Genomic DNA, 20,966 nt, shown 5'->3' on the forward strand with positions numbered 1-20,966 from the left:
GCGGGGCATCGTGAAGACGGAATATTTTTCGAGGACACGGAGACGTGAGCCGCAACAGCGTCGCGTCGCCGCTCCTGCGCGCGTTGTACGCCAGAAAAATGGGGTATTTTCTTAGGCTTTCGTGGCTGATATTTCCCGGAAATCGCGTGGCGAAATTCCATAAGCACGCCGAAACGCACGCGTGAAGTCAGAGGGACTGGCGAAGCCGAGACCGTACGCGATCTCTGTGAGCGTGCGATGCCGGTGATGGGCAATCTCGTCGGCCGCCTGCTTCAGTCTGAGGTGCCGGATATAGGTGCGCAGACCGCCTTCGTGCTGGAACAGCCGATACACGCTCGGCCGCGCGGCCTGTAGCGCTTGCACGACGCTTTCAGGGGAAAGGTCGGCTTCGTGAAGGTTCGCCTGAATGTACCGGCGGGCCTGTCCAAACATTGCCGCACGCGCTGCCGAGCGCGCATTGCCAATCAGGCCGGCCTGCTGGCCAAACGCCGCTACCAGAAGATCGGCGCCCGTGCGTATCGCATCGTTTGCCGCCCCCGCGTCCATGAACGGGATCTCGCGACTCAGCGCCGTTGCATGGTCGACGATCAGCCTGGTGAGGGGCGTTTCGTTGCGCATCATCCGGCCGTGCAGGGCCTCGGGATCGGGAAACACCTGCGCCGCGACGGCGCCAGGCACGAAGAAGCTGAGCACGCGGCAGGTGTTGCGCCGCATCCGCACCGGCTGGCCAAGATCGAGCGCGAGCAATGTCGCCGCACCAGAACTGCCCGACCGCGCGGACGACCGAACCGACACGCAATCGGCGTCGCCCTCAACGAAGACATGGAAATAGAAGCTGCGAGCGTTGTCGGTCGAGATGCGAGCGAGCGAGCGCTCGAGCACCATGGTCTCCGAGCGGCAATCGGTGAAGGAGAGGTCGCCAATGCCATAGCGCTCGATCTCCGCCCGAAACGGTCTTGCAACATCCGCCCGGGACGGCAGCACGTCGATGACGTGACCGACACGCTCCCGCCAGGCCAGAAATTGCCTGTCCGGTGCAAAGGACTTTACGTCGAAATGGCTATATGCCACTTCGCTTGTCGGCGATGGTTCAGCGCTGGCCCGGTTTGCGTGAGGGGGCATTCTGTTGTCTGCGTGTGCGCGTGCGTGTGCGTGTGCGTGTGCGCGTGCGTGTGCGTGTGCGTGTGCGTGTGCGTGTGTGCGGCGGCGGCAATTGTACCGGATAGCCGATCAGGCAAAGCTTTCACTATGTAATGGGTATCCGTGCTTGTCTCCTTGTGCCAGCGAGTTTTTTTCACGGCGTCGATGTGGCTCGAATCACACAAAAACTGAGACGCATGGTTAAGACATTTCCTTGATGGCACGGCAGACTTTGCCTCGCCGAAAAGTCCATCGCTCGGGCAGAAGCAGCGGCCGCGCCACGGCAAGTTCGGTAGCGCGACGCAGCACATGACGATGGACTGGGCCTAATGCAACATCGGTTGCTCTGCAGAACATAACGACCGCGGCGGACGAAGATCGCGGGCGTAGTCGCACGCAGTGGCTGCGACTACGCCATTGAACTGTTGTTCAGCGCCTGGCAGACCATTTCCGGCCGTCAACTCCACCTCCCGCCTGTGTCGTCGTGCGGGGATGACGTGCTGGTGCCTGCAGCGTTTGAGCAAAAATGATTCGGGGAAGAAACCTGATAACTACTGTGCTGCTGGCCACTTTTCAGAATAACGATGGCCGCTCAGGCGAGACGCAATCCTGTCTCCCACCGACCGGGCTCGCCCATCAACCCACTAACGTGCATCGCGCGTTCTGACCATGTTCAAATTCGTCCGCCGGGCCGTGCGCCCCTTTGCCGTCACGGCCCTTTGCATTTTCCTCGCTGCCTGCGGCGGCAAGAGTCCAGTGACGGACCCGTCTTCGCCAGGCTATACCATCGGGGGCATCGTTACCGGGCTGGCCACGGGCCAGCAGGTCAAGCTGGAGAACAACGGTGGGGATACGCTCACGCTAACGGCCAACGGCGGCTTTACCTTCGCCACCCCGATCGCGTTCGACGGCGCCTATGCGGTAACGGTGGGCACGCAGCCAGCTGGAGAAGTCTGTACCGTGACCGGCGGCACGGGTACCGGCGTCACGGCCAACGTGACCGGCGTCAAGGTCCGTTGCTCGACGAGCACCTACAGCGTTGGTGGCACGGTGAGCGGGCTGGCAGCGGGCCAGCAGGTGACGCTGGAGAACAACGGTGGGGACATGGTCACGGTAACGGCCAATGGCGGCTTTACCTTCGCCACCCCGATTGCCTTCGACGGCGGCTATGCGGTAACTGTGGGCACGCAGCCCGCCGGAGAAGTCTGTACCGTGACCAGCGGAACGGGCATGGGCGTCACGGCAAACGTGGCAGGCGTCAAGGTCAGTTGCTCGACGACAACCTACAGCGTTGGTGGCATGGTGAGCGGGCTGGCCACTGGCCAGCAGGTGACGCTGGAGAACAACGGTGGGGATGCGCTCACGGTAACGGCCAACGGTGGCTTTGCCTTCGCCACCCCGGTCGCTTTCGACAGCGGCTATGCGGTAACGGTGGGCACGCAGCCCGCCGGACAGGTCTGCACCGTGACCGGCGGCACGGGCACTGGCGTCACGGCAAACGTGACCGGTGTCAATGTCAATTGCTCGACGACAACCTACAGCGTTGGCGGGACGGTGAGCGGGCTGGCCACGGGCCAGCAGGTGACGCTGAAGAACAACGGTGGAGACGCGCTCACGGTAACGGCCAATGGTGGCTTTACCTTCGCCACCCCGATCGCCTTCGACGGCGGCTATGCGGTGACGGTGGGTTCGCAGCCCACGGGGCAGATCTGTATCGTGACCGGCGGTACGGGCACCGGTATCACCGCCAACGTGACAGGCGTGATCGTAGCGTGCCGCGCGCTCGCGGCTTATGTCGCGAACCACAGCGGCAACACCGTATCGGAGTACAGCATCGGCACGGGCGGCACGCTCACGTCACTGGCGACGATCTCCACGGGCGCCACTCCCAACTCGGTCACCGGCGACCCGACGGGCCGGTATGTCTACGTGGCGAACAGTGGCGGCAACACTGTATCGGAGTACAGCATCGGCACGGGCGGCGCGCTCACGTCATTGGGGACGATCTCCACCGGCAATTCGCCCATCTCGGTCACCGTCGACCCGACGGGCCGGTATGTCTACGTGGCGAACGCTGACGGCAACACCGTGTCGGAGTACAGCATCGGCACGGGCGGCGCGCTCACGTCATTGGGGACGATCTCCACCGGCAATACGCCCGTCTCGGTCACCGTCGACCCGACGGGCCGGTATGTCTATGTGGCAAACGAGAACGACGGCACCGTATCGGAGTACAGCATCGGCACGGGCGGCGCGCTCACGTCACTGGCGACGATCCCCGCGGGCGCTGCGCCCATCTCGGTCACCGTCGACCCGACGGGCCGGTACGTCTATGTGGCAAACTCGGGCGACAGCACCGTATCGGAGTACAGCATCGGCACGGGCGGCATGCTCACGTCACTGACGACGATCACCACGGGCAATGAGCCCCTCTCGGTCGCCGTCGACCCGACGGGCCGGTATGTCTATGTGGCAAACGAGAACGACGGCACCGTATCGGAGTACGGCATCGGCACGGGCGGCGCGCTCACGTCACTGACGACGATCACCACGGGCAGTGTGCCCTACTCAGTCACCGTCGACCCGACGGGCCGGTATGTCTATGTGGCAAACCTGGCCAGCAGCACCGTATCCGAGTACAGCATCGGTACGGGCGGCGCGCTCACGTCACTGGCGACGATCAACGCGGGCAATATGCCCGTCTCAGTCACCGTGCATTGACGGGGATGAACGACTGGCCCCGACCCCGTGCCCGGGGCCAGCAAGAATTCATGGATCCCAGCTGCCCCTATGGCCCGGGCCTGTTCGGGCAATGAGAATGCCTCTCTGCGGCCCGTCATGTTCGGCGCGATCGCGAGCGGGATCTACGCGCTCGCGCAATGGCCGAAGGATTTTGCGTCCGTCACACCGGGCACTGCGCGCTGAAGGCCGCCGCACCGGCTGCAACCTCGTCTGACGAAGTATTGATGTCTCGCCAGCGCGAAGGCCGCCGGGAGGCTGGTGGACAGATCGACAACCGGTTCGTCCAACGCGGATGACCTGTGATCCTTCGTGAGCGTGAGCCGGAGCGAACGGGAATCGATGGCATCCGGAGACGCCCGACCGGGCAGCGCGGCAGGACCGGCCGCTCTGAAGCGCGTCTCGGACATCCGCACAAACTTGCCGAGGGGCGGAAACGGGTCGGCATCCGCCGGATGACCCGCTGTTGCCAAAAACGCCCGATTTCCGCAACGCAGCGTGTATGGCGAACGTCTACCGCTGAATCCGAGTACCCCGTAAAACCTGCCGCTGCCCCTACCGCAGCCTTCTGTTTCTTTGGGCCGCCGCGCCCGCGCCAGGCTATACGGACTGGACAGATCCCTTCACGGGGGTGACGCGGGCCGCATGTCCGCTCCCACCCGTCATCCGTATCGTGGTAAACGCGCGTTGGCGCCAAATCGTCAAAGATTGGCATGAAAGCCCAAAAGCATCGCGCCGGTTTGGCGTATCGTCTGCGCACTACTCCCCCTTGCTTCACTGCCAGAAGGACACGCCATGAACTTTCTCGACGGCCACCTCTACACCGAGAACCAGCAACCCCTGATCATCACGGCCGCGCCCTATGCGCCGTCGTGGGTACCCTCCGACTTTCCGGAAGACATCCCCGTTACGATGGAACAGCAGATCCAGAAGGCGGTGGACTGCTACAACGCCGGCGCGACCGTGCTGCATCTGCATGTGCGCGAACTCGACGGCAAGGGCAGCAAGCGTCTTTCCAAGTTCAACGAACTGATCGCCGGCGTGCGCAACGCAGTGCCGGAAATGATCATCCAGGTGGGCGGCTCGATCAGCTTCGCACCCGAGACCGAAGGCGCCGCGGCTAAATGGCTGAGCGACGACACGCGTCACATGCTGGCCGAACTCGATCCGAAGCCGGACCAGGTGACGGTCACGATCAACACCTCGCAGATGAATGTTGTCGAGCACTGGGAGGACGCGGACGTCAAGGGCACGTCCATGGAAGACCCCGCGGTCTACCACGCCTACAAGGAGATGACGGTGCCGGCGCAGCCCGGCTGGGCCGAGGAACACATTCGCCGCCTGTCCGCCGCGGGGATCCAGAGCGCGTTCCAGTGCTACAACATCAACAGCTTCGAGTCGGTGGAGCGCCTCATCCGTCGCGGCATCTACAAGGGCCCGCTCGTCATGAACTGGGTGGCCATCGGCGGCGGCATGGATGCCCCGAACATCTACAACCTGTCGAACTTTTTGCGCGCCACGCCCGACGGCGCGGTCCTCACGGTCGAGAGCTCGATGCGCAACGTGCTCCCAGTCAACATGATGGGCATCGCGATGGGCCTGCATGTGCGCTGCGGCATTGAGGACAACCTCTGGAACCAGTCGCGCACGAAGCGCATGAGCACGGTCGAGCAGATCGAGCAGCTGGTGCGCATGTCGCGCGAATTCGGCCGCGCGGTGGCGACCGCCCAGGAGGCCCGCGAGATCAGCAAGATCGGCGTGTTCTACGACACCGTGGAAGAAACGCTGGCGGCCAACGGCTTCGCGCCGAACCGCAATGGCGCCACCCAGGGCTTCCTGCGCAAGGCAGTCTGACCCGGCACCACGCTGAACATGCTGTCGACGCCGACCGAATCTTCGCCCACAGGGCAATTTTTGGTCGGCATCCGCTGACGACAGAACGTGGTGTCATGGCGCTTGACGACGCGACGGTTTGCTTCGCCGTCGATCACGTCTTCAAACGATTCAACCGTCAGGTTAATTGATGCGCAAACCAAGCAGAGACGGACGACACGCGTTGCTGCGGCGTTTGCTTTCCTGATTTCGAAGATAACTAGCCCCGAAAGATTCGAGATATCCCATACATCCCGAAGACGCCGACACCAATGGCCACAGCCATGCTGATCACGATCAGGACAGGGTCTTTCGTGGTAAACAACCAGAAAGCAGGAAACGCCCAAAGGCAGGTGAACAGCGCAACGAGCCGATACATCAGCCGTCGGCCGAAGCGGTCGGACAGCCAGCCCATCATCGGAATGGTGAATACCGCGAGCGCCGCAGCGATCGTGAGACCGATCGTGCCGATCGACTTGTCGACCAGCAACGTGCCACGTGCCTCCGATATCAGATCGCGCACTGACCGCTTGCTCGCGTGCCCCGTCCTTTTGATCTCTTCGAACACCGGACTCTCCTTCACGCGCATCCGGATCACGATGCCGGCAACAATGACGAACAAAAGCCACGTCGAGCAGGGTCCAGTCCGGGAAAGAACAGAACCGAAAAGAGGAGTGCTGAAGCGGTCCCATAGATGCTGAAGTCATACCACTCCATTGCGCTACCGGCGATGCTCGCCGCGATCCCTGTGCTGTCATGCTTCGTCTCCGATCGGGGCGCGCGATGCGCGAACCGGTTTTCAGTTATCGATCCCCGCAGCAAGACTCCTACTCGTACTCGTCATGCGTCCGATGGGGCCCGATGTCGATACCATTGGCGTCGACAACAGCTACGGATTTGCGCTGGCTACCGAGCATCTGATCGCGCAGGGAAATACGCGCATTGCTTTCGCTGGCAACCGGAAGGGCTATGCAGTCGCCAATCAACGCAGACAGGGCTATCTGTCGGCAATGGCGAAGCACTCACTGCCTGTCGACGACGACTGGATCATCGATGTCCCTCTGACGCCCGAGGGTGGGCGCAACGCCGTGCGCGCGATCTTCGACATGAAGCCGCGGCCGACAGCGGTGGTTTGCTACAACGATCAGGTCGCAATCGGCGTGCTGCACGAACTCGACAGAATGGGCAAGCGCGCGGGCAAGCTTTGGCGGTCGTGGGTTGTGACAACGTCGTTGCGGCTGAGCATACCAATCCGCCCTTGACAACGCTGTTCGCGGGGGCGGGCAAACTCGGCACCATTGCGAGCGAGACACTGCTTGCCCGGCTGAGCGAAACCGCGGAAGACGAGAAACCGCCCGTGCAATACTTTGCAGTACCTGAACTCGTGGTTAGGGAATCGAGCGTCGGCGCGGGGCACCTCGCGCCGACACGGGTATAAAAGCTCCGCGAAACCATGTGGCCGTTGTTCCGCCAGGGCACGCAATGCGGCCGTGCGATGACAACCATCGTTAAGAGCCAGATGTTCGACCGGGCTGATCCCATCGAACCACCGAATCCCCGAACCCATCTCGCAGGCGTCGGTTGCAAATCAGGTGCGGACGACCTGCTCGTTCCTTCACCCTTTCTCGCACGAACTCCACGAAGGCGCTCGTGAAGCGCGAAGGCGGCATCCTGGCGGAACCCTTCTGTCAACCAATCGAGGGACACCCGATCAGTGATCAACACACCGGCACACGAGCGCTTCGGCTATGGCGAAGTGCTCTCCGTCCGCGACTCTGCGCCCGCGATCCCTTTTGAGCATGGTGTCGTTACAAACGATGAGATTGACCCGGCTCGACGCGGCGGAGAATTGTATCGTCAAGGATGACTGTGGCTATCTTCGCGTTGCGCGATGCATGCACACGCGGCCGGACGTATGGCACTGCTACTCCGTCGCCTTCGCGTCTGCCTTCACGTACATCGATTTGCGCGGCTGACTGAAAACACGCCGCACCATCGGTTCGAAAAACGACAGCGGCAGCGTGTCGTAGTCCGGGTTAAAGGCGGGAGCGTCGTACTTCGCGCAAAATTCGGCGGTTCGCTCGAATAGTTCGGGCTGGTCGCGGAACTGTTCACGCATGTCCGGATCGAGGCCGAGATTGTGGAAAAAATAGTAACCCTGGAAGATGCCGTGATGCTGCACCATCCACAGGTTTTCCACGCTCACGAAAGGCTTCAGCACGGCGGCGGCAATATCCGCATGGTTGTACGTCCCGAGTGTATCGCCGATATCGTGGAGCAGCGCGCACACCACGTATTCTTCATCGCGTCCGTCGCGGTGCGCGAGCGTCGCGGTCTGCAGGCAGTGCGTCAGGCGATCGACCGGGAAGCCTCCGCAGTCCGCCTCGAGCATGCGAAGATGGTCAAGCAAGCGCTCGGGCAGCGCCGCCGCATACGGCCTGAATTCCGCCGTGATGGCGGCCCAGTCTTCGGGCGTGCCTTCGCCAATATGAACGAATGTAGCTTGCCGGGTCATTGTCTACGCTCCTTTTTGAATGGTGGTTGTGGGGGGGGCAGTCACTGCCTGTGGCAACTGCCTCAGGTTGCCGTAACGGTCTCGCCCATCAGTGCATGCTTCGATCGCGCAGGATAGAGCCAGCGCAGGCCCACGAACGAAGCCGTAACCAGAAGCACCGCGCCACACACGAAGCCTGCTTCGTAGCCCTGGACGTCCGTGCTGCCGTAAGCCTGCACGAGACGACCCATGATCGCTGGTGCGATGGCGCCGGCTACATTGCCCACTGCCGTAAAAATCGAAACTACGGCGCGATATTGATTCGCAGGCACCATTTCCCCCAGCATCACTGGACTCATCGTCGTGGCAACGGGCGACAGCGCGCTCGCGAGAGCGAACAGAATGATCTTTTGCCCAGCCGGAAGACCAGTCAAAGCAAGTACCATGAACAACATGCCGCTAAGCATGACGCTCAGGCAGATCAGTTGTGCCCGCGCCTGACGCGTCGTCGCACCGTGCGCTAGCATGCGTTGCGACAGCCAGCTGATGCCGATCGTGACAGGCATGACAGAGACCACGACGACGCCGAACCAGCGCCCTGCATTGACGCTGCTGAAGCCCAGTCCTTTTTCGAGATACGCGGGCAGCCAGGTCAGTGCCACACCGATCATCCAGTACGCCGCAAACCCCAATAGAAGAAGCGCCAGCACCGACGGGTCGCGCAATATTTTTCGGTACGGCAGCCGCACGGGCGCGCGGGCCGGGGCGACCCCGACGGAACTGCGCTGCAAGCTTCGCTCGTCGAGCCTGCCCTCACGGCCAAAACATGCCCACATCACACTCCAGAGCGCGCCGGCGGCACCAAGGATGATGAAATTCATGCGCCAGCCCCAGCGCTGACTGACAAGCGGAATCAACAGGCCCGCCATCAATAGCCCAAGGCAGGCGCCCTGACCGATCACCCCGATCGGCAGGCTGCGCTTTTCATCAGGAAACCACTTGTACAGTGCGTGGACTGAAACCGGAAATGCCGGCCCCTCCGCTGCACCGAGCAACATGCGGCAAAGCAGGATCGTGAACGCCCCGCCGGCCAGCGCGATGGGCAACTGCAGGACCGCCCAACTGATGCCCATCGCCAACAGCAGCCAGCGCGCGGCAATGCGATCAAACACAAAGCCCACAACGACTGCAGAGATAGAAAATAACCAGTAGAAGCCGCCTGCGATAAGACCGAATTCAGCGGGCGACATATGAAGCTCAGCCATCATTGGAACGGCCACCATGCCCAGCACAACCTTATCGAGGAAGTTGACCAGCATGAGTAGGAGCAACATCGCCGTCATGGCCCAGGCGGCGCGCGGTCGATAGCAGAAGAGATCGTTCACCGGTGCATCCATCATGTCGACCTCGCGGGGGCGCGTAAGTCAGGCATCGCCGTTCTTCGCATCAATACGCGGCATGAAGTTCGTGACAGGCAAGGCCGCAATCTTGCCCACTTGCCCTCCGCGGCCAATACGGCCCGGCAGGTAATTTCTGCACTGTCTGTCATCTTGTCTCCAAAGAACTTTTTGCCGCGCTCGAGGCACGATCTTTCGGCATCCCGCCATCGCTCTCTGCACGCCATAACCGCAGAGGCAAGGACTACCGTCACTTAGACCCGGACCATGATTCGGGTCTGGCCGGGAACGCCACATGGGCTTTTACAGCAGCGGCTATGCTTAATCCGCATAGCCTGGGTTCATGCGACCAAGACGGCGAAGCAGCCCTGGCCATGCCATCTGGCCGCCGCCCACACCTCTGGTGACCGTTCTCGTTTGCCCCCTGATCCCATCCCGGATGAGTCGCGGAACATGGATCAGATTGCCGCCGCCAGCCTGCGCGCGAAGCTGGATCATGCATGCTGCCTCGAACAGATACATGGCCACAAACGCATCCGCGCACGTGGCGCCCACCGTAAGCAGGCCATGGTTGCGTAGCATCAGGAACGTGTTGGCCCCAAGGTCGCGAACCAGTCGGGGCTTCTCTTCCTCATTGAGCACCACGCCTTCATAATCGTGGTACCCAAGAGCAGCTAGCACCGCGAGCGACTGCTGGGAAATCGGCAGCAGACCTTTTTCCTGTGCCGATACGGCAACACCGTTGACCGAATGCGTATGCATCACGCAATGCGAATCCTCGCGAGCCGCGTGAATCGCGCTATGAATCGTGAAGCCTGCCGGGTTAATGTCGTAAGGCGACTCAGAAAGCTTGCGACCGTCGAGGTCTACTTTCACCAGCGACGATGCGGTGATCTCATCAAACATCAACCCGAAAGGGTTAATGAGAAAGTGACGATCGGGACCAGGTATGCGCGCTGAAATATGCGTGAAAACCAGATCGTCCCAGCCAAACATAGCGGTGAGCCGGTAGGCGGCTGCAAGATTCACGCGGGCCTCCCACTCAGCAGGCGATACACGGCTTTTCACGTCATCATCGATTGCTGTCACACTTGTACTCCTCATTTGGCCCGATCCTCGTTTAGCCCACTACGGTCTTGTACTCAAGGAACTCCGCCAGACCATACTCTCCGAATTCGCGGCCGTTGCCCGACGTCTTGTATCCGCCGAATGGAGCGGAAAAATCCATGCGCGCCCCGTTGATCTGCACCGTACCGGCACGCAAGCTCCCCGCCACCCGCTGAGCACGCGCCCGATCGGCTGACCAGACGTAGGCGGCCAAGCCGTATGGGGTGTCGTTTGCCAGTTCGATCGCCTCGGCCTCGCTGTCATACGGGATCATGACCAGCACCGGCCCGAAGACTTCCTCCCGCGCGATGGTCATGCCGTTGTGCACGTCGGCAAATATGGTGGGGCGTGCATAGAAGCCGCACGTCAGCCCATCGGGGCGTCCCGGACCGCCTGCGGCGACACGCGCACCTTCGGCAATGCCGGTTTCGATCATCGACTGCACCCGCTCGTATTGGGCGCGATTCGAAATCGGACCCAGCTTGGTGTCCGCCTGCAGCGGGTCGCCCACTTTCAATGCATCGGCCGTGGCAGCCGCGATCTGGACGGCCTGTTCGTAAAGGTGCCGCGGGACCAGCATGCGGGTAGGCGCGTTGCAGCTTTGCCCCGAATTCACCATGCATTGCATCACGCCGGCCGGGATGGCTTTCTTCAGGTCAGCGTCATCGAGAATCAGGTTGGGCGATTTGCCGCCCAGTTCCTGCATCACCCGCTTGACGGTAGGCGCGGCATTGATCGCGACGTCAACGCCCGCTCGGGTCGAGCCGGTGATCGAGACCATGTCCACGTCTGCGTGACGAGACAAGGCTCCGCCCACGATCTTGCCATCGCCATAGATCATGTTGAAAACACCGGCGGGTACGCCTGCCTCATGCACGATCTCCGCGAAGATACGCGCATCGAGCGGCGACACTTCCGACGGCTTGAGCACCATCGTGCAGCCCGCCGCCAACGCGGGCGCCACCTTGGCGGCGATCTGATTGAGCGGCCAGTTCCATGGCGTGATCAGCGCCACCACACCGATCGGTTCCCTGACCACTTGGGCAGCGCCACGCGTAGTGGAAAAAGGAAACGCCTCCAGCGCGGCGATCGTCGCCTGAATCTGCCCAAGGCCAGCCGTCGCCTGCAGTTCGCGACTAAGCCACGACGGCGCACCAATCTCCTCGGTGACAGCAGCGGCAATATCAACGATGCGCGCCTTGTACAGCTCCGCGATCCGGTTCAGACGAATCAGGCGATCGGTGCGACTGGTTTGCGACCAGGCGGGGAATGCGGCGCGGGCTGCGTCGACGGCGCGATCGACATCGTTCGTTCCGCCCATCGCCAGCTTGCCGGTGACCGCCTCGGATGCCGGATTGACGATATCGACAAAACTAGCCCCAGCGGCTGGCTCGACCCATTGGCCGTTGATGTAGAAGGTGTTGATCTGGTGCATTGAAAGTCTCATGAAAATGGCAGGAGCCGGCCTGCCGCCAGTCACCGCGCACAGGTGCCCAGAGGCGTCGCCGGGCTCGAGGCCCCGGCGTACCGGGCCAGGAGTCGGCTAGAAGGGCTTGTCACCAATAATGGTTGCCCGCATCATGCGGCGCACCGCCGGGAAGTAGTCCTGAATGGCATAGTGCTGCGTAGAGCGGTTGTCCCAGAACGCAATCGTGTTCGGCTCCCACTTCAAACGCACCTGAAATTCTGGCGCAGCGGCCTGGAGGAACAGATACTGCAACACGTTCATCCCTTCGACTAGAAAGTCGAAGCCGAATCGCACCTTATGAGTCGCGCCGAAATTAGCGATATGAGTCGTAAACGCTGAGTTCACGTAGAGAATCTTCTCTCCGCTTTCCGGATGAGTTCGCACGACCGGGTGGCTCACCGGCGGAAACCGATTGCGGTTTTCGTCACGCTCCTGTTGCGTCATTCGACCGCCGAACCCCGGCATGATGTCGTGGACTCCATACAACCCTTCCAGCAGGGCCTTCATATGATCGGGAAGGCTGGCATAGGCTGCCGCCATGTTGACCCAGATAGTGTCACCGCCTACCGGCGGGCATTCAACACAGCGCAGTATCGAGCCCATCGACGGTATTGCGCGCCACGAAACGTCTGTGTGGAAGACGTTTTCAGTCGCCTTGGTATCTTTCGTTCGTTCGAGCATCACCAGTTCGGGGTGATTGGGATGCTGCGGAAACACAGGATGAACCTCCAGCTCTCCGAAGCGACGTGCCAGCTGCACGTGCTGCGCGGGGGTAATGTCCTGATCGCGGAAAAACAGAACCTTGTGCTGCACCAACGCACGACGCAGCGCCAGGTAGGTCGGCTCGTCGAGCGGTTCGCGCAGATCCAGATCACCAATCTCCGCGCCGATACTAGGCGTGAGTTGCCTGACTGAAAACGGAACCTCGTATTCAGAATGCAGCCGGTCGCCCTCTGCGACGTGGACTGCAGCAACTTCGCTATGGGTTGTCATCACATCTCCTTGGTATCAATAGTTGTGGCTTTTCGACTGCGGCTTCCTGTGTGGATGCTTGCCGCCCCGTTGACGAACCGGGACTCACGACTAACAGCCGACTCTGCAAACGCCTTTTCACGATCGACGCTGCGGCCCACCTGCACGGATCACACAGCTCGCTCAGGAGTCGACAACGGGGCAATGCTAAGCTTGAAAAGCAGCGAACGTTATGTCATATTCGGACGATTAGTTAACATTTTCGGACAGCCTGTTGTATGCCTTCCCGCACCACCCCCAAGGCTGCAATCCCGCGACGCAATACGCCGGGCGTGCAATTGCTTCTTCAGTTCGGGATGGACCACGGCGTGTCTGGGGACCGCTGCCTGGATGGCACGGGCCTGAGCTGGCAGCAGCTCGCCGACTCCAGCACCGTGGTGGAAGCCGAGCAGGAGCTACGCCTGATCCGGAACCTTGTCGGGGCACTTGGCCACATCCCTGGGATTGGCCTGCGTGCGGGTTTGCGCTACCGGCTCGCCACGTTCGGCATCTGGGGGTTCGCCATGCTGAACAGCGCGACACTGCGCAGCGCCGGGCGGATTGCCGTGCACTATCTCGACCTGTGCTATCCCATCCTGGGCATCGTATCTACGGTGCAAGACGAAAAACTGGTGACCATCCTCGATGATCATCGTCTTCCCAGCGACGTGCGCGGGTTCATGGTCGACCGTGCTTGCGCCAGCATCGTGAGCATCGAACGCGACCTCATACACACAGCGCTTCCCGTGTTGAGCGCGAGCTTCAGACGGCCGAAGCCCGTGGACGTGCGCCCGTATGAAGAATTGTTTGGCATCACGCCAGTCTTCGACGCGGCGGAGAATCGCATCGTCAAGGACGCCAGCGGCTATCTCGACCTCCCGCTGCCTGGAGGCAACCCAGAGGTCGCCAGGCAATGCGAGGAGCAATGCCAGGCACTCCTATCGATGCGGCGGCTCCGCACAGGGTTCACCGGGCAACTGCGCGACCGAATGGTGACGGTATCGGGGAGTTCGCCCAACATTGAGGTATTGGCGCGGGAGCTTCATATGACTTCACGCACCTTGCGCCGTCGTCTGGAGGCTGAAGGCACCAGTTTCCGGCAATTGCAGGAAGAGGTTCGGGAAACGTTGGCGGAGGAACTACTCGCCACCCGCCTCACTCTGGAACAGATGGCCGAGCGCCTCGGCTATGGCGACGTGTCCAGCTTCATTCGCGCCTTCAAGCGCTGGAAGCGTGTGACGCCGCACCAGTACCGTAGCGGACTCCGTCAGTAAAAGCGCGCACTGGCCTACCCTTATCGTTGACGCGACTTCGAGCGCAAGGCCAACGGCGCACGCCCCGAACAACGTGGGTGATCCCGCGCGCACAGGGATGGTTGCCGTACGTCTCCATTCTTGATATCCACAGCAAGCGTTTTCCGGTCACGGCTCGTAAGCGACCGCCGAGGGTCGTCGCAGCGACGCATGGGTATCCATCGCCGCGTCCATCACGGGACTGCATGGCGCAGGCGGGAAAACGCACCACGAACCATCGTCGTGGCGGAAGAACACGATAGCCGGCTTGCCCCGTTCCCGAGTGGCTTCTACGACACGTAACGCCATCGCTTCCTGCGCGTATGGCTAAAACGCGTCACGCGAATATGCCCGGCGAACCATGGCAGAAAAAAGTCGGCGAGCGAGTTATGACTCGCTCGCCGCACGCATCTCCACGCCGAAGTCCTGCAGGACCCGGCGGCCCGCTATCAGAACCGGTGCGTCATGCCGACGACAGCCAGCGTTTGCGACGTGCCGCGAGACGCAACCGAGACTCCTGGCCAACTCACGGCAGCGTCGCCATGGTTCTTCATGTAGCCGGCGCGCAGATACAGGCTCGTGCGCTTCGACAACGAATGGTCATAACCGGCCTGGAGGCCCCAAGTGCTGTCGTCAGCGCCACGTACATTGCGATCGATGCCCGCAATCTCAATCACATCGGCAGACGTCGCCTGGATCGTCGCGCCTACTTCGACGAGGCTTAACGCATGCGTCGTGCCGAGCACCGCTGCCAGCGAATGCGCGGGCACGTCCTTCGGGCGGTTATACGAGTAGTTCGCCTGCAGGTTGACAATGCCGATACGGTACGCAAGCGCTGCCGCGAAGTGCTCTGTATTGGCGAGCGTCAGCGGCGCGGGGAGGCCTGGCACGGTCTCCAAACCGGAATGCTGATATTGATACGCCAGGCCAGCGTAGAGCCCATAGCCGCTATAGGACGCAGAGAGATCGAGAATGTTGCCGAGCGTCGCAACTGCAGGCTGCGTAATGCTCGTCGCGAACGCATACATCGCGTTTACCTGAAAGCCCGCGAGTACTGGCGACTGATACAGGATCGAATTGCTCGCCCGCCCCGCTTCGTATTGTGTCGACAGCGTGTTGCGGTCGACTGCCAGCACGCCCGCCGAGAGCGGCGACAAGATTTCATTGGCCCGGAATGGATCGGTCGGGTAAATCATCCGGAAACTCGGCTCGTATTGGCGGCCGAACGTCAGCGAACCATAGGTGCTGTGCGAGAGACCCACCCATGCCTGCCGGTAAAACATCGCCGTGGTATCGACGAAGCTCGAACCGTTATTGATGTTGTAGCCGTTCTCCAGAACGAACTGGGTCTGAAGACCGCCGCCCAGGTCTTCGTTGCCACGCAAACCGAACATGGACCCGGAATTGCCACCGCTGCGCAACGCCACCGAACTATTCCCTCCGTTGTTCAGATACTGAATGAAGGTATCGGCCACCCCATAGAGTGTCACGCTCGACGAGTCGGCCATCGCCGTTCCTGCAGCAAGGGCCATTGCCATTCCTCCAATCCCACGGCTCATCGGGCTCAAACGCATGCATGTCTCCTTTCTCTTTTGTCTCCGCTCGACGGCGGATCTGGTTGTGCTACGGGTACTGCAGTTGAAGCATTTGAAGCCTGATCTGCGACGCCCGCTCAACACCATCATGCAAGGGCACGCGTCTATCCGTTGATGCACGTCGGACGCAACCACGCGAAGCCCGCGGCGCCTGCGGCGACGAGCAGCGCGCCGGTCACACAGACGCCGGTCTCGAAGGCGCGCGCGCCGGTGGCCGCGTTGACGAAGTTCCCGAGGAGGACCGGTAAGACGATGCCGGCGCGCGTGGCGAACGCACGCACCCACGAGAGCGTCGCCGCGCGGTGCGTGCCGGGGACAACCTCGGCAACCAGTTGCGGACCGAAGGTGAAGAATCGCGTCAGCAGCACCTTGGCGAGCGGCGCGATCACGGCGAGTAGCAGGCGGCCGCCCGCCACGCTGCAACCGTTCACCGGCATGCCGCGGGCAAGACGCGATGCGCAAATGCCTGATACACCTTGAGCTCGCCTAATCGGCGCGCAAGCGCGACGCGCTGCGCCGGAGTGATGTCCTGATCGCGGAAGAACGGAACCTTGTGCTTCACGAGCGCGGCGCGCAGCGTGGACGGCGTGAGCGAAGAGGACGCGGACAATACCACCGGCTCCATCACCGGGACGGGGCCTTCTGAAGCTTCCTTCATGGGTTGTCTCCTGTGCCCGGTGGCCTCGTTGGGTCAGCCAGATTCGTTTCTTTCAATCTGCTCGCGCAACTGACGACGCGCGAGAATATGAGGCTAGCGTCGGCGTACAAGCGGTCGATGTTGTGACGTGGTGCAGTGGTAAGTTACGCAAGTGAACGATGCGCGTCGTGGTTCGAACGTAGGAACTTGGCGCCGGCCGTGGCGTGCTTCTTATGAACCAGGGGTTTTCCCGTCGCGGCGTGCGGTTCATTTCGCGGCGAAGGGCGGCCAGCTGAAACGCGCTGGCTCTTTACGGATGAAGCGCGCCGCCGACTCCATCACGTACGCAGACGTGAACGCGACGGCCTGAGCCCCCGCCTCCGCATCGAGCAACGAGGTGAGGCTGCGCTCGAAGCTGTGCGCGAGCAGCCGCTTGGTGAGCGCAAAGCCTACCGCCGATTGCGAGGCGAGCGCACGCGCCAGTTCGAGTGCCCGCGCCCGCAGCTCGGCGGGGGGACACACGTCGAGCACCAGACCGAGCGCCTGTGCCTCGGCGGCCGGCAGCTCGCGCGCCGAATAGATGAGTTCGCGCGCGCGTTGAATGCCGATCATGCGCGGCAGCATGTGCACCATGCCGAGATCAGGAACGAGTCCGATCCGGGCGAACGCAAGACTGAAGCGCGCGCGTTCCGAGGCGAGCACGAAATCCGCCATCAGCGCGAGACTGAATCCGGCGCCGTAGGCAACACCGTCCACTGCCGCGATCACGGGCCGCTCGAAACTCGCGAACGCGTGACATGGACGCTGGTTTTCGAGCATGCGCGCGTGCACATCGGCCGCGTCGGTCGCGGTCTGCATCGACGATACGTCGGCGCCGGCGCAGAAGTCGTCACCTTCGCCGGTCAGCAAGAGCGCCTTTACGCTGGTGTCGCGACGCAGCGCGTCAACAATATCGCCGAGTTCTGCGAACATCGCTGCGTTGAGCGCGTTCTTGCGCTCAGGGCGGGCAAGTACGACGGTCGCGATGCCGTCTTCGATAGTAGTCTTGATCATGGTACTAATTGGGTTCCTGAATCAGGCCGCGTCCTGCGGCGTCCATAAGCGTGCAGCGGGCCGCGCTACGTTCGCCGCAAGCACCGCGCCGGGCGACAGCACAGTCGCGGCCACCGGACGGCAGCCGAAGTGCTGAAAAAAAGCGGCTTCGAAGCGCGCAAGCGTTCCGAAGCCGGTCCAACTCGCCAACTGGGCAAGATCAGCATGAATCTCCTGATGAACGCACAACGACAGTAGCGCTCGCATGAGGCGCTGCTCGCGCACGATCGCCGTGAACGCGCTGCCTTCGCGAAAGAGCAACGCGCGCAGCCGCGTCGCAGGCATCGCCATGCGATGTGCCGCCGTCGCGAGCGACCAATCGCGCCACGGTTCGGCAAACACCGCGTGCGCGAGCCGCAGCGTGAGCGCCGCGCCTGGCCCGCGCGCGGGCTGCGTTTCCAGGTCGTCGCACAACTCGATGTGCAGGGCATCGTGCGTGCCGACGTTCGCCGTGCTAGCCACCACGCCGTCGTGATAAAAGCGCTGCCACGGATCGACCCGCACGCTGGCGCCCTCGTACAGCACGCCCGCGCGACGCTGGCTGCGTATCGCATGAGCGCCGCTCACCGCCCGCAGGCGCACGCCATAGGGCAGTCGCAGATTGGCGACGGGCCCGTTGGCGCGCGGCGCGCACCACGGTCGCGTGGGTGCCCGCTCCCGCCACATTGCTCGGTCCGCCAGTCCGCACAACAGGAAGTCGATGGGCGGCTGCATCATGAGCGAACGGCGTGCTGCGGCGGCGCGGCGCTTACGCGGCCGCGTCGTGCATCGCCGCGCAATAACGTTCCATCTGATAGTCGCTGTCGCCGAACAGCGTATCGAGTGACGCGAGACGCTTGAAATAGTCGCCCACTTCGAGCTCGTCGGTCATGCCCATGCCGCCGTGCAGTTGCACCGCCTGCTGACCGATGAAACGCCCCGCCTTCGCAACCACGATCTTCGCCGCGCACAGCATGCGCGTGCGCTGCGCCGCGTCGGGCTCGTCGAGCGCCTGGGCGGCGACATAGGCCATCGAGAGCGCCAGCTCCTTCTGAACGAGCATGTCGGCCACGCGGTGCTGCAGCGCCTGGAACGACGCGAGCGCGACGCCGAATTGATGACGCGTGCGCAGATATTCGCTCGTTATTTCGATGAGCCGCTCCATCGCACCCGCCGCCTCGGCACAGAGCGCCGCGACGCCATGATCGAACGCGTGATCGAGGACCGCGAGTCCGTTACCGTCCCCGCCCAATCGCGCCTCGGCGGCGAGCCGAACATTCCAGAGCTTGAGGTCTGCGCCGCGCAGGCCGTCGATGGTCGGATAGCCCGTGACCTCGAGACCCGCCGCCGCGCGCTCGACGATAAAGAGCGCAAGCTCATTCGACGCTTCAAGGCGCGCACTCACGATGAACGCATCGGCAACCTCGCCATGCCACACGAGCGACTTGTCGCCATCGAGCACATAGCCGCCGTCCACACGCCTCGCCACCGTGTGCACCGCTTCCGGCCGATAGCGGCCCTTCTTCTCCTGCCACGCGAACGTGACGATCTTGCTGCCGCTCGCCAGCGCCATGAGCCACGTGTCCTTCTGTGCTGGCGTGCCGTACTTCTCCAGTGCGGCGCTCGCGCAGACCGCGCTCGGAATCACGGGTTCGAGCACCAGCGCGCGGCCGAGTTCGCGCTGCACCACGAGTCGGCTCGCCGCGCCTTCTCCGAAGCCGCCATACTCCGCCGGTACCGTCAGGCCGAGCACGCCCAGCTCGGCGAGCGCGTTCCAGATGCCACGATCGAACGCACCTTGCGTGCGCGAGCGTGTGCGCCGTTGCGCAAACGCATATTCGCTGTCGACGAAACGGCGCAGGCTGTCGGCGAGCATGCGCTGCTCTTCGCTATAGGTAAAGTCCATGTTCTACCCCTGCAAGCCAATGATCATCTTCGCGATGATGTTCTTCTGCACTTCGGTCGCACCACCGTAAATCGACGTCTTGCGCATATCGAAGTAAGTCGACGACGCTGCCGGCGCCCACGCCGGACCATCGACCGGAACTTCGACACCCGGCTCGAGCCATTGCGGCGCGTAGGGCCAGCCATGCGGGCCCGCCACTTCGTGCTGCAGCATCGCGATGTCCTGCTGCAATTCCGAGCCGCGAATCTTGACGATCGATGCCTCGGGCCCCGGCCCCTTGCCGCCGTCACCGGACGCCACACGCAGGAGCAGCATCTCCAGCGCCATCAGGTCCATTTCCAGACGTGCGATCTTGTCGCGCATGCGGACATCGTCGATCATCTTGCCGCCGCGGCCGTCGTCGGCGAGCTGTGCGTAGTGCTTGAGCTGGCGCATCTCGCGATAACAGTGGCCGAGGCCGGCAATACCGGTGCGTTCATGTCCGAGCAGATACTTCGCGTAAGTCCAGCCGCGATTCTCTTCGCCAACGAGGTTCTCGAGCGGAACCTCGACGTCCTCGAACCAGGTCTCGTTGACATCGTGTCCGCCATCTAGCGTAACGATCGGCCGAACGGTCACGCCCGGCGACTTCATGTCGATAAGCAACATCGAAATGCCTTCCTGCGGCTTCGCATCCGGGTCGGTGCGCACGAGGCAGAAGATCCAGTCCGCGAACTGCGCCATGGTGGTCCAGGTCTTCTGCCCGTTGACGATGTACTTGTCGCCCTTTTTCACGGCGCGCGTCTTGAGCGACGCGAGATCCGATCCCGAACCGGGCTCAGAGTAGCCCTGACACCAGAAGTCGTCGACGTTAGGAATGCGCGGCAAGAAACGCGCCTTCATTTCGGGACTCGCATACTTCATCAGCACCGGGCCGATCATCGTGAGGCCGAAAGGCAGCAGACGCGGCGCGCCTGCCAGCCCGGTCTCGATGTCAAAGATGAGTTGCTGCAGCGTGGTCCAGCCGGTGCCGCCGTATTCCTTCGGCCACTTGGGCGCGCCCCAGCCCTTCGCGTTCAGGATGCGATGCCAGCGGACATAGTCGTCCTTTTCCACGCGCTGATGCGAAAGCACCTTGGCGCGAATGTCTTCGGGAAGGTGCTCACGTACGAATGCCCGCACTTCGTCGCGAAACGCCAGTTCCTCGGCGGTAAAGCGCAAATCCATCTGTCTTTCCCTCTCTGATGGTCCCGACGCG

18 protein-coding genes and 1 pseudogene are annotated in these 20,966 nt (G+C 62.4%); 5 read left to right on the forward strand and 14 right to left on the reverse strand.

Translation table 11 applies throughout. The annotated features are described in order from the left end of the window. Positions 1-111 precede the first annotated feature (111 nt). Positions 112-1,122 (reverse strand): helix-turn-helix domain-containing protein, encoded by a 1,011-nt coding sequence (locus tag JMY28_RS37405; RefSeq protein WP_201700914.1) that lies wholly within the window; start codon positions 1,120-1,122, stop codon positions 112-114. Positions 1,123-1,809: 687 nt separating this feature from the next. Between JMY28_RS37405 and JMY28_RS37410 the strand changes: the two genes are divergently transcribed. Both JMY28_RS37410 and JMY28_RS37415 read left to right on the forward strand, forming a co-directional pair. Further along, positions 1,810-3,861, forward strand: coding sequence for a beta-propeller fold lactonase family protein (locus JMY28_RS37410; protein ID WP_201700915.1), 2,052 nt, complete (start codon positions 1,810-1,812; stop codon positions 3,859-3,861). An 813-nt stretch (positions 3,862-4,674) separates the two neighbouring features. Beyond that, positions 4,675-5,733: a BKACE family enzyme gene (locus JMY28_RS37415; RefSeq protein ID WP_201700916.1), complete on the forward strand. Its 1,059-nt coding sequence runs from the start codon at positions 4,675-4,677 to the stop codon at positions 5,731-5,733. A gap of 238 nt (positions 5,734-5,971) precedes the next feature. On the opposite strand, the gene JMY28_RS37420 is transcribed toward JMY28_RS37415, so the two are convergent. Continuing rightward, positions 5,972-6,373: an MFS transporter gene (locus JMY28_RS37420; RefSeq protein ID WP_201700917.1), complete on the reverse strand. Its 402-nt coding sequence runs from the start codon at positions 6,371-6,373 to the stop codon at positions 5,972-5,974. 220 nt (positions 6,374-6,593) lie between these two features. Between JMY28_RS37420 and JMY28_RS39405 the strand changes: the two genes are divergently transcribed. Next, positions 6,594-7,013, forward strand: coding sequence for a substrate-binding domain-containing protein (locus JMY28_RS39405; protein ID WP_268960702.1), 420 nt, complete (start codon positions 6,594-6,596; stop codon positions 7,011-7,013). Continuing rightward, complete coding sequence (locus JMY28_RS39410; protein ID WP_268960703.1) at positions 6,965-7,189, forward strand: substrate-binding domain-containing protein; 225 nt, start codon at positions 6,965-6,967, stop codon at positions 7,187-7,189. Before JMY28_RS39405 ends, JMY28_RS39410 begins: the two co-directional genes overlap by 49 nt. A 486-nt stretch (positions 7,190-7,675) precedes the next feature. On the opposite strand, the gene JMY28_RS37430 is transcribed toward JMY28_RS39410, so the two are convergent. The 5 genes from JMY28_RS37430 to JMY28_RS37450 form a co-directional block, all read right to left on the reverse strand. Continuing rightward, positions 7,676-8,266: an HD domain-containing protein gene (locus tag JMY28_RS37430; protein ID WP_201700918.1), complete on the reverse strand. Its 591-nt coding sequence runs from the start codon at positions 8,264-8,266 to the stop codon at positions 7,676-7,678. A gap of 62 nt (positions 8,267-8,328) precedes the next feature. Next, on the reverse strand, positions 8,329-9,645 hold the full coding sequence (locus JMY28_RS37435; protein WP_236597219.1) for an MFS transporter: 1,317 nt from the start codon (positions 9,643-9,645) through the stop codon (positions 8,329-8,331). A gap of 318 nt (positions 9,646-9,963) precedes the next feature. Next, entirely contained in the window at positions 9,964-10,746 is a 783-nt protein-coding gene (locus tag JMY28_RS37440; protein ID WP_201700919.1) for a class II aldolase/adducin family protein, read from the reverse strand. Positions 10,747-10,762: 16 nt separating this feature from the next. After that, entirely contained in the window at positions 10,763-12,184 is a 1,422-nt protein-coding gene (locus tag JMY28_RS37445; protein ID WP_201700920.1) for an aldehyde dehydrogenase family protein, read from the reverse strand. Between the two features lie 108 nt (positions 12,185-12,292). Then, the gene (locus JMY28_RS37450) at positions 12,293-13,210 is read right to left on the reverse strand and encodes a TauD/TfdA dioxygenase family protein (protein WP_201700921.1); all 918 of its coding nucleotides are present in this window, start codon (positions 13,208-13,210) and stop codon (positions 12,293-12,295) included. Positions 13,211-13,467: 257 nt separating this feature from the next. On the opposite strand from JMY28_RS37450, the gene JMY28_RS37455 reads away from it, so the two are divergent. Further along, positions 13,468-14,502, forward strand: a complete 1,035-nt coding sequence (locus tag JMY28_RS37455) for an AraC family transcriptional regulator (RefSeq protein ID WP_201700922.1) — start codon at positions 13,468-13,470, stop codon at positions 14,500-14,502. A 467-nt stretch (positions 14,503-14,969) separates the two neighbouring features. Here the strand turns inward: JMY28_RS37455 and JMY28_RS37460 are convergent, their stop codons facing one another. From JMY28_RS37460 to JMY28_RS37490, 7 genes and pseudogenes are all read right to left on the reverse strand, one after another. Continuing rightward, positions 14,970-16,088, reverse strand: a complete 1,119-nt coding sequence (locus JMY28_RS37460; RefSeq protein WP_407945583.1) for a porin — start codon at positions 16,086-16,088, stop codon at positions 14,970-14,972. 131 nt (positions 16,089-16,219) lie between these two features. Next, positions 16,220-16,546: a hypothetical protein gene (locus JMY28_RS37465; RefSeq protein ID WP_201700924.1), complete on the reverse strand. Its 327-nt coding sequence runs from the start codon at positions 16,544-16,546 to the stop codon at positions 16,220-16,222. A gap of 23 nt (positions 16,547-16,569) precedes the next feature. Further along, positions 16,570-16,704: pseudogene (locus JMY28_RS39645) on the reverse strand (taurine dioxygenase); the annotation flags it as partial. A gap of 315 nt (positions 16,705-17,019) precedes the next feature. Continuing rightward, complete coding sequence (locus JMY28_RS37475) at positions 17,020-17,805, reverse strand: enoyl-CoA hydratase/isomerase family protein (RefSeq protein WP_201700925.1); 786 nt, start codon at positions 17,803-17,805, stop codon at positions 17,020-17,022. A gap of 21 nt (positions 17,806-17,826) precedes the next feature. Beyond that, on the reverse strand, positions 17,827-18,561 hold the full coding sequence (locus JMY28_RS37480; RefSeq protein ID WP_201700926.1) for a helix-turn-helix transcriptional regulator: 735 nt from the start codon (positions 18,559-18,561) through the stop codon (positions 17,827-17,829). A gap of 31 nt (positions 18,562-18,592) precedes the next feature. Then, positions 18,593-19,729, reverse strand: coding sequence for an acyl-CoA dehydrogenase family protein (locus JMY28_RS37485; RefSeq protein ID WP_201700927.1), 1,137 nt, complete (start codon positions 19,727-19,729; stop codon positions 18,593-18,595). Positions 19,730-19,732: 3 nt separating this feature from the next. After that, positions 19,733-20,935 carry an acyl-CoA dehydrogenase family protein gene (locus tag JMY28_RS37490; protein ID WP_201700928.1) on the reverse strand — a complete coding sequence of 401 codons (1,203 nt, stop codon included), beginning with the start codon at positions 20,933-20,935 and terminating at the stop codon, positions 19,733-19,735. Positions 20,936-20,966 lie beyond the last annotated feature (31 nt).

The organism is Paraburkholderia hiiakae, assembly GCF_904848665.1.
Lineage (GTDB): Bacteria > Pseudomonadota > Gammaproteobacteria > Burkholderiales > Burkholderiaceae > Paraburkholderia > Paraburkholderia hiiakae.